Source organism: Paenibacillus sp. EB106-05-06-XG162 (assembly GCF_058791655.1).
This window is the reverse complement of sequence record NZ_JBYTDT010000002.1, coordinates 36,010-51,021: the sequence shown is the minus strand read 5'-3', so window position 1 is coordinate 51,021 and position 15,012 is coordinate 36,010. Positions and strand designations below refer to the sequence as shown.

The 15,012-nt window shown below is 48.8% G+C and carries 14 protein-coding genes and 1 other annotated feature; of the genes, 6 read left to right on the top strand and 8 right to left on the bottom strand.

The genetic code is table 11. The features are described 5' to 3' along the window. Window positions 1-81 precede the first annotated feature (81 nt). Together AC3WU2_RS06065 and AC3WU2_RS06060 are read left to right on the top strand one after the other, a co-directional pair. Window positions 82-837 carry a GTP cyclohydrolase II gene (locus AC3WU2_RS06065; RefSeq protein ID WP_492452309.1) on the top strand — a complete coding sequence of 252 codons (756 nt, stop codon included), beginning with the start codon at window positions 82-84 and terminating at the stop codon, window positions 835-837. 157 nt (window positions 838-994) lie between these two features. Beyond that, entirely contained in the window at window positions 995-1,513 is a 519-nt protein-coding gene (locus AC3WU2_RS06060; RefSeq protein WP_492452307.1) for a zinc ribbon domain-containing protein, read from the top strand. A gap of 221 nt (window positions 1,514-1,734) precedes the next feature. Here the strand turns inward: AC3WU2_RS06060 and AC3WU2_RS06055 are convergent, their stop codons facing one another. Both AC3WU2_RS06055 and metG read right to left on the bottom strand, forming a co-directional pair. After that, window positions 1,735-3,024, bottom strand: coding sequence for an NCS2 family permease (locus tag AC3WU2_RS06055; protein ID WP_379344049.1), 1,290 nt, complete (start codon window positions 3,022-3,024; stop codon window positions 1,735-1,737). Between the two features lie 128 nt (window positions 3,025-3,152). After that, on the bottom strand, window positions 3,153-4,793 hold the full coding sequence (metG, locus tag AC3WU2_RS06050) for a methionine--tRNA ligase (RefSeq protein WP_492452304.1): 1,641 nt from the start codon (window positions 4,791-4,793) through the stop codon (window positions 3,153-3,155). A gap of 46 nt (window positions 4,794-4,839) precedes the next feature. Continuing rightward, window positions 4,840-5,110, bottom strand: a binding site (T-box leader). 167 nt (window positions 5,111-5,277) lie between these two features. On the opposite strand from metG, the gene AC3WU2_RS06045 reads away from it, so the two are divergent. Further along, window positions 5,278-5,526 (top strand): hypothetical protein, encoded by a 249-nt coding sequence (locus AC3WU2_RS06045; RefSeq protein WP_492452302.1) that lies wholly within the window; start codon window positions 5,278-5,280, stop codon window positions 5,524-5,526. Window positions 5,527-5,616: 90 nt separating this feature from the next. Here AC3WU2_RS06045 and AC3WU2_RS06040 read toward each other — a convergent pair whose 3' ends face one another. Beyond that, a complete protein-coding gene (locus AC3WU2_RS06040) occupies window positions 5,617-7,404 on the bottom strand; it encodes an SgrR family transcriptional regulator (protein ID WP_492452300.1) in 1,788 nt (595 codons plus the stop codon). A gap of 115 nt (window positions 7,405-7,519) precedes the next feature. Here AC3WU2_RS06040 and AC3WU2_RS06035 point away from each other — a divergent pair, with 115 nt between their 5' ends. Further along, entirely contained in the window at window positions 7,520-8,767 is a 1,248-nt protein-coding gene (locus tag AC3WU2_RS06035) for an MFS transporter (RefSeq protein ID WP_492452298.1), read from the top strand. A 70-nt stretch (window positions 8,768-8,837) separates the two neighbouring features. On the opposite strand, the gene AC3WU2_RS06030 is transcribed toward AC3WU2_RS06035, so the two are convergent. From AC3WU2_RS06030 to AC3WU2_RS06015, 4 genes are all read right to left on the bottom strand, one after another. Then, on the bottom strand, window positions 8,838-9,854 hold the full coding sequence (locus AC3WU2_RS06030) for a phosphotransferase (protein WP_492452296.1): 1,017 nt from the start codon (window positions 9,852-9,854) through the stop codon (window positions 8,838-8,840). Between the two features lie 207 nt (window positions 9,855-10,061). Continuing rightward, entirely contained in the window at window positions 10,062-10,337 is a 276-nt protein-coding gene (locus AC3WU2_RS06025; protein ID WP_492452294.1) for a hypothetical protein, read from the bottom strand. Window positions 10,338-10,369: 32 nt separating this feature from the next. Then, entirely contained in the window at window positions 10,370-11,437 is a 1,068-nt protein-coding gene (locus AC3WU2_RS06020) for a branched-chain amino acid aminotransferase (protein WP_492452292.1), read from the bottom strand. 69 nt (window positions 11,438-11,506) lie between these two features. Continuing rightward, window positions 11,507-12,823: a GHKL domain-containing protein gene (locus AC3WU2_RS06015; RefSeq protein ID WP_492452290.1), complete on the bottom strand. Its 1,317-nt coding sequence runs from the start codon at window positions 12,821-12,823 to the stop codon at window positions 11,507-11,509. 229 nt (window positions 12,824-13,052) lie between these two features. On the opposite strand from AC3WU2_RS06015, the gene AC3WU2_RS06010 reads away from it, so the two are divergent. Together AC3WU2_RS06010 and dnaN are read left to right on the top strand one after the other, a co-directional pair. Continuing rightward, window positions 13,053-13,334: a ribbon-helix-helix protein, CopG family gene (locus AC3WU2_RS06010; RefSeq protein WP_492453184.1), complete on the top strand. Its 282-nt coding sequence runs from the start codon at window positions 13,053-13,055 to the stop codon at window positions 13,332-13,334. Beyond that, window positions 13,324-14,469 carry a DNA polymerase III subunit beta gene (gene dnaN, locus AC3WU2_RS06005; RefSeq protein ID WP_492452288.1) on the top strand — a complete coding sequence of 382 codons (1,146 nt, stop codon included), beginning with the start codon at window positions 13,324-13,326 and terminating at the stop codon, window positions 14,467-14,469. Before AC3WU2_RS06010 ends, dnaN begins: the two co-directional genes overlap by 11 nt. 43 nt (window positions 14,470-14,512) lie before the next feature. Here the strand turns inward: dnaN and AC3WU2_RS06000 are convergent, their stop codons facing one another. Next, window positions 14,513-14,995: a GyrI-like domain-containing protein gene (locus AC3WU2_RS06000; protein ID WP_492452286.1), complete on the bottom strand. Its 483-nt coding sequence runs from the start codon at window positions 14,993-14,995 to the stop codon at window positions 14,513-14,515. Window positions 14,996-15,012: the final 17 nt, after the last annotated feature.

The following is a 15,012-nucleotide window of genomic DNA, read 5'->3' as shown; positions in this document are numbered from 1 at the left end:
TTGACTCAACTTGGTTTTAATAATATACTTACTTACATTAAGTAACTAATGTGTAAGATTGAAAGTTAGGAGCGACGCGATATGACAATATCCAAAAAAATCACAGATGTGTTGAAGCATAAAGTCCGTTATATACAAGATACCAACCAGTCCCTCTATTTGGCCGGCCCAATCAAGCTGCCGGTGAATCTACATGGGGAGACGCATATTTTTCAGTGGTATTGCTGGGTGCCTAGCGATGCACTGCCGAATACGACCCCGGGACAAGAGCTTCCGATTGAAGCCTTGGTTGCCCGGTTATCGCAGGCTTCACTTGCAGAGATGCAGCAATCCAGCGTACTCGTCTACGGCGATTTCGAGCATGCGGATGATGCCATTATCCGATTCCATAGCATTTGCCATACAGGCGATATCTTCGGAAGTAAACGATGCGACTGCGGCTTCCAGCTCCGTCAATCGATGCAGATGATCGTGAAGCAAGGCGCTGGCGCGCTATTCTATCTTGCGAATCATGAAGGACGCGGTATTGGACTCTTCAGCAAAGCTCTAGCCTACTTGCTGCAGGAAGAAGGGCTCGATACGGTTGAAGCAAACCTACAGCTTGGATTCTCCGATGACTCACGAAATTATGAAGAAGCGATTCTCGTGCTTCAATCCTTGCGTTCCAAACCGGTTACACTCATTACGAACAACCCAAGAAAGCTGCAGGCTTTGCAGCAATCTGGCGCGAACCTATCTGGACGCGTTCCTCTCTGGGGTGATGTGTCCGAATTCAATGAGCGGTACCTGGAGACCAAGGTCGCTCGATCAGGCCATCTACGGACTGGCTCCGAATAATGAAGTCTACGCTAATGACTGTCATTCACCACGAAGCTCCTCGGTGAACGGCAGTCTTTTTTCGTGTAACCAGCTCGTCCTTCTATTGCCCTGACTACTGCTGCATGGGATAATAAGGGAAATGCACGACCTGTATGTATTTAGAGGAGGAATAGCCATGAGCATATTCGATAAAATGAAATCCGGTCTGAACCAAGTGAAAGATAAAGCACAGCAAACAGTAGAGTACACGAAGCTATACACCCAGATTGCGTCCAAACGCAAAGATATTCAGGAGCACTATGAGCAGCTCGGTGAACTCGTGTACCGTGCATCCGGGATGAGTACCGTCACATCCACTTCAATGGATGACGCTGAAGGGCGTATGAAGGGGCTATGCCGTGAAATTTCCGACATAGAAATCCAAATTGTAGCCTTAGAACAAGAACTCGCGCGTGTCAAAGGAGAAAAACTCTGTTCCTGTGGAGAAGCCGCTCCTTACGAGGCAAAATTCTGCAGTCATTGCGGCAACTCGTTTAAAGAAGAAATTTATGTGACTGAAGAGCCGATTGCCGTCACTCCCTCCTCAGAAGAAAGCGCGGATCGCGCGCACAGCAAGTCCGTGGATTCTGAGCCTGTAGACGCAGATGCACCGGAGCAGCCTGCCCCGGATCGCGATCAAGAGCGCCAAGAATAACGAATAACTAGGCACCAGAATCGGTACACTTAAAGCATACCAAGAGCAAGACAGCGTTCAATCGAAGGAAATTCGAAAAGAAACATCCCAAGCAGGATAACGAATAAAGCACACCAGGACTTAATCGTTCCGGTGTGCTTTTTCTTTTAACTCCAAGCTGCTGCGAACGCAGCAAAGCCGCCCTCTGACGAAGGCGGCTCTACCATCTACTTCTTATTCCATTAACCTGCAGTATGAAGCACAAAATTCATAACAAACAGCATTGCGATCACGTAGGATACGATGCCAACACTCTTCCATTTGCCTGTTGCGATCTTAAGGAGTGGATACGCGATGAAGCCGAATGCCATTCCATCCACGATACTCGAGGTGAGCGGAATCGCTGCAATCGTCAGAAACGCTGGGAACCAATCCGTCATATCGTCGAATTTGATCTCCCGAATGCCCTGGATCATTAGCCCCCCGATAATCATCAGCACCGGCGCAATCGCGGAGCTCGGAATCATCTTGATGAGCGGAATGACTGCCATCGAGCTCAGGAACAGAACCCCTGTCGTAATGGAGGTTAATCCTGTTCTCCCGCCAGCCGAAATCCCCGCTGCTGACTCCACCGAAGAAATCGTCGGACTCGTACCGAGCAGACCAGCACTCACGGCAGATACCGCACTAGCTTGGAACGTACGCTTGAACTTGTCAGGACGCTTGATCATTTCCATCTGACCATGAATCAAGCCGACATTCTCGAACAAGACGACCAAGATGAGCGAGAATACCGCGACCCAGAAGACGATTGAACCGATGCTGTCGAAGGACATGGCACCGATGAACGAACCATAATCCGCAAGGGATAGGGCCGTTTCACCTCCAGAACCTGTATTCAGTCCGCCGAACAACGCTGCAAGCGCTGTGCCAAGTGCGATACCGATCAACAGATTCCCCCGGACATTACGCACGAACAAGAAGAGCGTAATCCCAAGTGAGGCCAACGTCAGAAGTACGTGCGGGTCGGAAAAACTGCCTAACGCCAAGAGCGTGCTCTTACCAGAGACGATCAAGCCGCCTTTTTCCATCCCAATGAACGTGAGCAAGAACCCGATCCCAACCGTAATCGCATGTTTCAGCGAATTCGGGATCGCCTTGGCAATCAAATCCGTCAAAGACGTGAATGAAATGGCCGTAACCACCAAGCCCGAAATGAAGACGGCGGCCAACGCTTCCTGCCAGGGTAACCCCATACCTTGTACAATCGTGTACGTGAATAATGCATTCACACCCATACCGGGTACAAGCACATTCGGGGTATTTGCCCAGAAGCCGACCATGAGACAACCTATAAACGATGTAAATACTGTCGCCGCAACGCCCATTTCAAAAGGAATCCCCGCATCCGCGAGAATCGACGCATTGACGACAATAATATAGACTACTGTAAAAAATGAGACGATTCCCGCCATGATCTCTTGGGTTACGTTCGTACCGTGTTCCTGTAGACGAAACCATTTTTGAATCATTTGGTGAACCTTCTTCTTCGTAAAACCCCTCGCCCGCCCAAAATGTGTATAGATCTCACATCTCGCTGTACATTGTAACAAGAACATCTCAAGCACACAATGTAATAATTTAACAAAGTATCAGGCTTTTAGAATGACTGCTGGCTGAGAAGACGCGTCTCTTCTTCGATCTGACGGATATCGATGCGTTCAAACAATAATTCGAGATTCTGTATCCATTGATTGTCCGGAACCGAGATCCACTGCCAGACTGGATCCTTAAGCGACAAGAATTCTCTAATCTTATCACAGGCAAAAGGAATAAACGGCTGTAGCAAATTCGCAAGGTTCGCGATGATTTGTGTGCAAGTATATAATGTATCGCTGCACGCCGATCGGTTTTCCTTGACCTGTACCCAGGGTTTGCGTTCATCGAAGTATTTATTCGCAGAGCGAATGTGGGCGAAGATGAGATCCAGGGATTCCTTGAATCTAGCTTCCTCAATGCCTGTTCCAGATTGTTGGTAAAGTTCTTCGAGCGCCTCTCTCCACGTTGGATCCATGTGCCCGGCTGGAACGTGCGCATCGAGCGATTTCTGAATGAATGCGAGCGTACGGTTCACGAAATTGCCGAAGGCACCTAGCAACTCGCCGTTATGGCTATAAATGAACTCCCGCCAAGAGAAATCTGTATCTCGTCGCTCCGGACCATTAGCAATAAGGAAATAGCGAATAGAATCTGCTGAATACCGTTGCAGCATATCAGGTACCCATATCGCCCAATTCCGGCTCGTCGAGAACTTTCTTCCTTCAAGTGTCATGTATTCGCTCGAAATAATCCGATCCGGCAAATGGAGATCACCAACGCCTCGTAATAACGCCGGCCAAATAACGGAATGAAACGGTATGTTATCTTTGCCATGCACATAATAGGCGAGCACGTCCCCTTCTCCTTCGATCCAGTACGGTTCCCAGCGATTTCCGGTCTCGTTCGCCCACTGCTTACTCGCTGACAAATAGCCGCAGACTGCCTCGATCCAGACATAAATCTTCTTCTCTTCGAACCCTTGCACAGGAACCTCGATCCCCCAATCCAAATCTCTTGTTACGGCTCGATCCTGTAACCCTTCATTGAAGTACCGCTGCGTCATCTGCACCGCATTATCTCGCCATCCCGTGGCATGTTGGGCGTATAAGGTGAGCTCTTCTTGGAATTTCGAGAGCTCGAAATAATAATGCTCCGTTGCCCGCTCCACAGGGGAATTACCGCATAGCTTACAAGTTCGATCCAGCAAATCCGCTGGATCGAGCAGTGCCCCGCAGACATCGCATTGATCCCCTCTCGCAGTGCTGCCGCATACCGGACAAGTCCCTTCGACATATCGATCGGGCAGGAATCGATGATCCGTCTCACAGTAGGTCTGCTGGACCGTCTTTCGATACAGAATTCCTTTTCGCAGAAGTGCTAAGAATACCTCTTGCACAACATGATGATGACCAGCCTGATCTGTACGCGTATACCAGTCGTAAGAGACACTCAGCTTAGCGAAGCATTCAATGAATTGCCTGTGGTAACGATCGGCGATTACCTGCGGTTCTACGCCTTCCTTCGCCGCTTGCACCGCAATCGGCGTCCCATGGCAATCACTGCCCGATACATAAAGGACCTTCTTCCCCTTCGCACGGTAATAACGCGCGAGCACATCACCCGGCAGCAGGCTCGAGAGGCGCCCGAGGTGCAGATCACCGTTCGCATAAGGCCATGCCCCGCCAATAAATACATACTCCATCTTTCATCCTCCTTTTTCTTAGAAAACGCAAAAAAACCCTCATCCACAAAGGGACGAGAGTTCAACTCACGCGGTACCACCCAATTTCATTCCTGCCTTCCAGCAGTCACCTCTTCGGGTACTGCGCCAAGCAAGCAGCGGTTATACCCTAGCACAGTAACGGGTGCAGGACCCGGCGCAGCCTACATCCCCAAGCGGGGATTCGATGCGCAGCTCTGAGACCATATTCCCAAGGTTATTCCCTGCTCCTTCTCAGCTACCGGAGCTTTTCTGTAAGAGACATCGCCATTGGTACTCTTTCTCTTCTTCGCTTTTAGATTCATTTTCATTTATTGGAATATTAAGGTATTTATCTTATGAAGTCAAGTCTATTCATCATATTTTTACGATTCTAACGAATACAGAATTTTACACCGCGAATCTCAACGAGAATGGTATAATTCTTCATAACAATGTGATTATTGCAAAAAAGGAAGTGTTCCCTATGAATAACCTGATTATCTTGATCTTATTGGCATTCGTTGTGTTCATCATCGTCATCATTGCCAAACGTGGATCACAAAGACCGAGTGAAGGCAGTGAATATTCGAGCTCCCATTTCTATGCGGACTCTAGCAGTACGAACTTCGATCATAACCATAATAGCTCCCCAAATGATAGCGGCAGTTCACTGGGCCATAGCGACGGGGACAGCGGCAGTAGCGGAGATAGCGGCGGAAGCAGTGCAGATTAAATACAAAGAATGCCCTCCCCATGAGGGGTAAGGCGCTCCCATATTGCTATTGTCGGGCATTTCTAGGAGCTTGCCGATGGCAAACTCCTCTTATTTTCTCCGAACCCAGACATGCCGATAATCTACTTTCCCCCAAGCATTGAGCGATATCCCACCAAGCGATGGATGATGACTCGCCGTTTGCACATTATGATAGAGGAACAACAATTGGAGCTGATGCTTCAACGCTTTTTCAATTTCATGCAGCATCATCATTCTCTTATCTAAATTCTCCTCCAGGAGACACTTCGCAATCCCATGATTCACAACCAGAGCACCAGCGGGACTCAGATGATTGCGAATAAAACTCGTATCCATGGTGTACATCTCCATCAGCGTAATGTCCGACTGTTCCCCCAGCACCTCTCCCGCAAAGACCATATCTGCGGCAGCCAGCTTATCTTGGTTTGCTAGATCCCGGATGGGCACAACCACCACCTCGACTTGAATACCAATCCGCTTGCACGCTTCTTGAATCCACGCCGCACAACGCTCATTGCTTACCATCTCATACGTATATAACGTTATTCGCTCGCCTTGATAGCTCGAAGACCGGACAAGCTCCTTCGCGTACGACAGATGATATTCTGAGTGGAAGGACGGATCCCCTTGGTCCCGAATGAACCCTTCAGCCGGATACATCCGATGGCCACCCAAGTCAACAATCATCTGCTCCCGATCCAATCCAACATGAATCGCTTGGCGCAGCTGAGCATCCTGCAGCACCCCTTCCTTGGCTAGATTGAATGTGAGATAACTGCTTCCTTTCTCCAATTGATGAAGAAAAGGCTGGTCTCCCGCTGTAGGCTGAGCCTCATTATACAACAGCTGCGCATCCTGCTCCTTCACTTGTAGGAGCAAATCCCGCTCATAATTCGGCCATACCCACATTTCAATCCGATCCAAATGCGGGCACCCTTCGAAATAGCTCTCATACGATTCAAGCACCATCTTCGATGCATTGTTCTCCACCATTCGAAAAGGGCCTGTCCCCACTGGCATAGCCGCAAGGTCCTCGGCACCCTGCTCGTCATATCGATCTTCCGGAACAATCGAATACCGCTCCGTACAAATAAAACGATCGAAAATCGCATTTGACGTATTCAATAGAAACTCGATGCAATAGTCGCTGATAACCGTAATCTTCTGAATCATCGCTGGAATCCATTCCGCTGGCGCCTCCGTCTGAATCCGGTGAAACGTATAAGCAACATCGCGAGCCGTCATCCGCTTCCCATGATGGAATCGAACCCCTTTGCGCAGATAGAAGGTCCATCGTATCTTCGCCGCATCGCATTCCCAAGCGTGTGCGAGCTCCGGAACGATTCGCTGCTCTTTACTCGAATAAGACACGAGCGTGTTGAAAATCTGCCTCATCCAGTGTGCCTCTGTACGACGAATCACATGAGCAGGATCGAGGTCGAGCACCGGACGGTAAAAAGGAAACCGCAGCACATCCTTCGCATCCGAATCCTGACGAACTCCGAATTGTGTCGAGATCCATGTGGTCACCTCATCTTTGAGATCCTGATTATCGTGCGAATCCAGCATGCGCCACGCCTCTTGGATATGTTCGTTCAGCACGAGTGACTTGATTCTCTCCAACAGCACTTTACGGTAGGAGGTGTGGAAAATAAGACGGGACAAGTTGCCGCGCCCACGTCCTGCATGCCATTCCACGTCCCCCTGCTCCTCCATCCGACGCAGCACCAATTGTGCATTACGACGCGTGCAATCCCATAAACCCGTTAGGTCATCCATCGATAGCGACACGGCTTGCCCATCAGGAATTGCAGCATAGTGCTCACGCAATTTCACGAAATACACTTCAACTTCCATCCGTTCTTCCCTCCAAAAAGGCGAAATAGGATGCATACCCTTTTCGCTTTTTCTTCTTCTTTTTCAAAAGTATAATGGGGTTCATTCCCACAGTAAAGAGGAGGATGCAAGAGCGATGCAGCGAACGAATGCAACAACTCAAATAGCCCTACCAACAAAATCATCGATCTGGATGCACCCGAACTTCCTGGTTCTATTCATCTCGGGGGCCATGATCACCTTCGGTAATAAAATCTATGAGCTGGCACTGCCTCTCATTCTCTATCAATGGACTTCATCCTCGGTAGCGATGTCGACGATGCGCGGCATTGAATTTCTGCCGAATCTCTTACTCGCCATGTTCATCGGTGTCCTCGTCGACCGTGTCCGCAAGAAACAGTGGTCCTTATGGGCTGTGCTGTTCCAAGTGATCATCCTGTTCTTACTCTACTTCCTATCGATTCGCAGTGAGCCTTCGATGGCGATCTTCTATATCGGTGGATTCCTGCTCATGACATGCAATTATGCCGTGGGCAATGCCCGTGTTGGTATGGTCAAACACACCTTGCCGAATGAAATGCTGACCTCCGCGAATGCTTCATTCAATTTCATTACGACGCTCATCGGCATTATGGGACCTGCGTTAACCGGACTGGTACTCATGCTGCCACGGCTGCAGGATAGTCTCTTTCTAACAGGACTCTTATTTATGATCGGGTTCATCACCCTCTTATTCCTTCGATCGGAAGAGATCATCACACCGCCGAAGCAGCAAGGGTTCTGGCGAGAACTCCATGCGGGCTGGGTCGAATTGCGCAGCAATCGTCTGCTGTGGCTCATCACGTTGACCGTCATCTTCTTGAACTCTACATCAGGCATGGTCGATACGACGATCATCTTCTTCGCGAAGGATACCCTCAAACTTGCGAATTTCGAGCTCGGACTTGTCCTCTCAGCTGCCGGAGCTGGCGGACTCATTGGAAGCTTCTTGCTAAAGCCGCTGCGGAGGCGATTCGAAGCTGGGGTCATCGTGACCTTGACTACCCTATTCGTCGGGTTTACGTATGGAATGCTCTATGCCGCACATTCGGGAATTTGGCTTGCTGCAGCACTCTTCTTCAACGGGCTCTTCGAGACGATCAGCACAGTTAGTATATGGACCTTCCGTCAAGAGACGACCCCGCATCACCTCATCGGACGGATCAGCGGGATTACGGGATCACTCTTCAAGCTAGGCATGCCGTTCGCCATATTCGCTGCCGGATGGATTTCTGAACTCGCGAACCCGGCTGTCGTATTCGGAATTGCGATGCTCGGGAATCTGGTCATTTTCTTATGCTGCCGATTTAGTTCATTATGGGTCAAGAGAACCTCGAGTCGATAACAGAACGGATGCAGTCCGAAGAGGCTCATGCACTGCTACATGGCCTCTCAACGTTCATTTTATAGATTTTCTAGATCCCTGATGAGAGATCCTGTACACATACACCTGACTGCGGCTCCTGTCTTGCCCAAGCATCCATCCATTGAATGACTTCCAGCCGCTTCGCCCAAGAGTTTTTCAAGCCTTTGAACAAATCTGCATACTTACAACCCGCTATGATTCTGTGGCTAGCAATCCAAGCTTCGCGCGGCAATCGGAATAAAGCAGCTATAATCAATCGTTCCTGCAATGTCAATGGATTCATCTTCTGATAGCCCTGCAGGAAGGCAGAAATGTGTGGGATCGAGAAGTCCATGATGTTATTAAGCGTCTTTGCAACTTCATAATACGCCGAGCCTCGTACCGTAAATTCCCAATCAACCAAATACACTTCATTGGATCCTACAATCACGTTCGGCTTCGTTACATCCCCGTGAATAAGGGATATGTTGCGAAGCGCCCTCCTCACATCTGGCTGACGTAATAGACGCCATGCCTCCTCTGCCAGCACACGACACCGATCTCCTTCATCTCTGAACCATTTGCCAACTCCGTTCGATTTCTTCTTAAGTACTGGCAATCGATGGACGAACATCTTATGCTGCAGCTTGAAGCGATCACATTCTCGAAACGGTAAGGAAGATGATTTGGAGACAAACTGTTTTGTGAGATGATGCAATCTCCCCAGCACTTCACCCAGTCTTTCATACTCTTGCTCGTTCCTATCTAACCGATTACCTTCGATCCATTCGGATACATAATACAACTTCCCCTTATAGCTTACCCCGTACTTTCCTTTCCTTGTGGTGTACCATAGGGGCATATGGTGAAAATCATTTTCCCGCAGCCATAACAAGCGGGAATGTACTTGTGCCAACCTAGTTTTCAATCCCTTGAAAGGTTTCAAGAAGACCGTTCCATTCGAGGTCACGACATGATAACCAGCTGAGCTATTATATAACGAGCGGCAAGAATGAACGGAACGCACATGTAGACCATACTGCAGCATGATGGAGCTTATTTCCCGTTTCGTCGTTGATCGAACCATGAATTAACCTTCTTCCCACTCCGATGATTGGGTGTGATCCTGTATAGAACTGCTTAGTTAAGTTTATGTCATCCGATCCCTAATGGATAAGATTATGCAGCAAATTGGGTCATCGACGAGTGCTCCTACAACAACAAAGCCAGTCGAACCTCTGGTTAAAGAGATTGACTGGCTCTGATTCTATCACTTGGGTTCTACATGTAATGACTAGTCCTCGTATCCCGCGAGACCTTTGTCCATCAAGTACTCCATCTCAAGGTCCAAGATTGTCTCGACTTGAAGTTCGTTCAATTTCACATCGGGACGGCTCATCACATAATCAACGAGGTCGTCGCTATCAATATCCACCTCGCCGCGTGCATTAGGCTTGGCGCTATTAATAAATTTCTGCGCGTGCTTCAGCACAACGTCGACCCATTTCGGATCGACTTTGGACTTGCTCGCAATGTATTGAATCAATTCTTGCTCATTTACTTTACTCATGGTGTATTCATTCTCCTTCAAGCCATTCATTCCTACAACTGTACAGTCCAGCCGAACGGATCCTCGAGCTCGCCCTTCTGAATACCTGTCAACGCATCATAGATCTTCTTCGATAGTTCACCTGTCGCACCATCGCCGATGACAAGCTTCTCCTCATTCCAATGCAAGGAACCGATCGGGGAGATAACCGCCGCCGTTCCTGTCCCAAATGCTTCGATGAGGGAGCCGTTCTGATGCGCTTCAACCAATTCATCAATTGAAATCCGGCGCTCTTCCACCGTTACATTCCAGTGGTTCAAGAGCTGAAGAACTGTGTCACGCGTAATCCCTTCAAGAATACTGCCGTTAATCGCTGGCGTAATGACTTTGTCGCCGATACGGAAGAACACGTTCATGCTGCCCACTTCTTCAATGTACTTGCGATGAACGCCGTCAAGCCATAGCACTTGAGAATAACCAAGCGCTGTTGCGCCTTCTTGTGCTTTGAGCCCCGCTGCGTAGTTCCCTGCCGTCTTCGCATTTCCGACGCCGCCTGCTACCGCACGGACATATTCCGATTCCACATGAATGCTGACAGGGTTAATGCCCTCTGCATAATACGAACCTACTGGCGAGAGGATGATCATGAATTTGTATTGACGAGACGGCGCTACGCCAAGCGATCCTTCCGTCGAGATAATGAACGGACGAATGTAGAGTGAAGTTCCTTCCGCATGAGGAATCCAATCTTGATCCACTTCAATCAGCGACTTGAGTGCCTGAAGCGCAAGCTCCTCATCCAGTGCAGGAATGCTGAGGCGGTCATTCGATTTGTTCAGACGTTTGAAATTGCTAGTAGGACGGAACAACAGAATTCTTCCATCCTTCGTGCGGTAAGCCTTCAATCCCTCGAACACCGTCTGTCCATAATGGAACACCTTCGATGCCGGATCGAGTGTGATCGGTTGATATGGAACGACGCGCGGGTCATACCATCCTTTAGCCGCATCATAATCCATTATAAACATATGGTCCGTAAAATATTTACCGAATCCGAGCTGATCGTCTTGCGGTCTTGCCTTCGGCGAGGTTGTGCGCTCGATCTTGATTGCGTCTAACATCTTCTTTCATCCCTTTGCTGTAGATTCATTTATTTGTATGATACCAAGAATTCCGATAGATTGAAAATACTAGATCTTAATTTGGATCAATACCTGGCCTTCTTCATACGTAAAATGAATGCTTCCCTTGTACTTATCCACGGTATTCAGGACGATCAACAGGCCGTTCCCGCGTAAATCTTGCGCATTCTCCTTGGTGGTATAGCCGTATTGGAAAAAATTCTTCTGCTCGCCTGCCGTCAGCTCCGCCGGATTCTGTACAGCGAATACATATTTCTCCCCATCATTGCGGCAAGTCACATGAATCAGCTTTGGCAGCTCCCCCTCATACAATTCCAAGGCTTCAATCGCATTATCCAACAAATTCGAAAAAATCTTAACAAGATCCATCGATTCAACTAAGCGGTATTCATCTTGATCCGCATCGAATTCCATATGAATGCCGCGCGATTTCGCAAGCTCCCATTTGCTCTGGAACAACACCATTAGAATTGGATTCTTAATCCGTACCGTCCAATCCAGTACTTTCGTATCAATGCTTAGATTTCGCAAGTAAGACTGTGCCTGATCTACATAATTCATCTGGAGTAGTCCGCTAATGACCTGAAAGTGGTTCAACAAATCATGCCTGCTGGACTTAATTGTGCCGATCACTTTGCCAAGCTCCGAAATGTAGAGCTGTTCTGATTCTTGCAGACTTCGGCGAAGACGCAATCGGTACCATTTGTTCAGCATAAAGATGGCCGTGAGTAACGTTAGCGCAAATAAGACGTCGATCCCGAAAATAAATGGATTTCCACGCATCACTTCGTTACTCGCATATTCTAAATCCCGAGCGTCAATATCAATGCCAATCACACCAAGGAGCGAACCATCTTGATCATGTAAGGGAACGCCAACCGATAGGTACGATTCTTCCATGCCGTCGTTGTCTACTGTCATAATGCCCGTATAATAGGACTTCCCTCGCTTCGCTTGGTTAACCTGTGCTGGAGGCACCGTACAAGGGGCACCCACAGGCAGATCAACGGCATCTGGCGGATGGGAAGAGATCAGCACCTTCGATACATCACTCTCATCCAGCGTTAATATGTAGACATACCTCGCATGAATACGCTGGCGGTATTCTTCGAGATAGGCTTTGATTTCCATGCGAGCCTCTTCCCTGTGGCTCTTACGGTACTCGTCGACATGCGTACGGTCGATTCCATTCTTAATATCTTCAGCAAACGCAAGATACTGTTTGGCAAGCGCCACTTCAGACGATTTATTCGTAGCGAAGTATGAGAGATAGAGTCTAGCGCTAATCAGCGCGCCGACGACCACACAAGAGACAATGACGAAATATAGCAACCTTTTTTTGAGGTAGACCTTGCTGCTTTTCATGCTTTCAACCCTTTACAAATTCGACATGCTTCTTCAAATTCTACAAGTCTCGTCCAAGCCTGTAAACCGCTAGCGGCTAAAGATTAGCTTAAGATGCGGGCTTAAATTCCCTGATCTCCACATGCAATTCCATTTCATTGCAGACATTTCCATTTTTATGTGCTATATTGGTTTTACAATTGTTTTTGAATTAAGTTACCTTATTCATAACACAGATGTAGATAGGATGGTGGATTCTTTGCCAAGGCAGCAGGTCAAAGTAGGCGTACCTCGTGAAGAAGGTCAATTGCACATCACTTTCGGGAAAGGCGGGGCGAGAGAAGGTGCGGGGCGTAAAGGGATTGGTCTAACGAAGAAAATATCGCTGACCTTGCCCGAACAGCTCTGGGACGACCTCGAAGCCGCATGCCGGTCGAAGCAAATTTCCCGTTCCGAGCTGATCCGGCAGATCATCTTGGCTCATGATCCAGTCGCTCCAGCCAGACAGGAAGAGGCATTGCATGAAGGTTAGAACGACGCGCGATCACTTGCTTCATGCCCTTGGACAGGTAGTCAGAACGGTATCGCCGACGCCGTCCATGCCTATCCTATCGGGGATTTTACTAACCGCACACCATCAGGGTCTACACCTCCGTGTCAGTGACTCGAAGATTACTATTCAAGTTGAACTACCGCTGCATGAAGCAAATCTCCAGATCGAGCAAGTCGGCAGTATCGTTGTGCCTGCGAAGTATTTGTTCGAAATCGTACGCAAACTGCCCCTAGGCGCTGTCATGCTCGAGCTCACAGGTCCTCTCCTGCTTGCCGTTCGCTCCGAACGAGCGATATACCGATTATCCGGGATGGAAGCCAATGAATTTCCAGAAGTGCCTGATATCCATAGCGATCAGACTTTCCGATTATCTTCAATCCAGCTGCAAAAGATCATTCTGCAAGTGGCCTTCGCCGTCTCTCCTTCTGAACAAAGGCCCGTTCTCACAGGCGTGTCTCTAGCGTGGGATCATCACCATGCAGACCAGATTCGGCTGCTGGCCACAGACGGGGTACGCTTCGCTTCACTCCTCACGAACATCGAGAGAATCAATGCCGCTCCGCCACACGCGATCATCATACCGGGGCGCAGCTTAACGGAATTATCCCGTATCCTTCCGGATGATGAGACATCCGTAGACATTCAGATCGACAATCGCCAAGTGTTATTTCGTACGCGTCAGCTTGCCTTCTACTCGGCTTTGATTGAGGGAACCTACCCTTCCATTGATCCGGACGCTTTTGCCATTCATACCACACACCTTGTCTTGCACACGGAAGATTTGCTTCAAGCGCTTGAGCGTGTCACTATTCTGGCAGGGGATGGTCATATCGTCCGGTTAGAGACGTTAGATAAAAGGCTGACATTGTTCTCTAGCACGGAGCAAATCGGCGATGTGAACGAGCAATGGGAGGCTGTGCGGAAACAGGGAGAAGACATTCGTATTGCATTCAACAGCAAATATATGCGGGATATTCTTCGGACGATGGCTTGCGAGGACGTATCTCTTAAATTCCAAGGGAAATGGAGCCCTATCCGGATTGAACCGTTAGAAGAGGATGAGACATCCACGGCGACCTACATCCTAACCCCAGTACGAACGCATGAAGCATGACAACGAAGGGATGCCCACAAACGTAGGGCATCCCTTCGTGTCCTTAATGGACGGCGATATAAATCTCGACAACCGCATGATTCGGATCGAATTGCGCGGTTCGATACAGCTCGAAATCACCGGTATAGGTCCGTGTGATCTCTGAAGTCTGGAAGAATGTCCAGATTTCCTGCCATGCTGCGGGTACGACTTCATGGAAAGGACCCGGCTGGGTCGTGAATATCACATACTTGGCAGCAGGAACATGCGCTTCACATAGTCCCTCAGGTAGCATAGCGCCGTCGCCCTTCTCATGGCCAAGCAGCAACGTATACGTACCTGACGCATCACTCTCATAGTCGGTATATAACGCGTACAGCAGCTCAGAGTTGTTCGATTGGACCTGTGATAGGATTGACGATTGGAAGTAGGTCTCCCACAGTTTCGGAATGAGCCCGTCTGGTCCCGCTTCCGCTGCATTCGTCGTTCGTGCGCTAATCCCGATCAGATCGAAGGCTGGGCGCTGGATTTCAATACGTTGGTTCATAACAATTTCCTCATTTC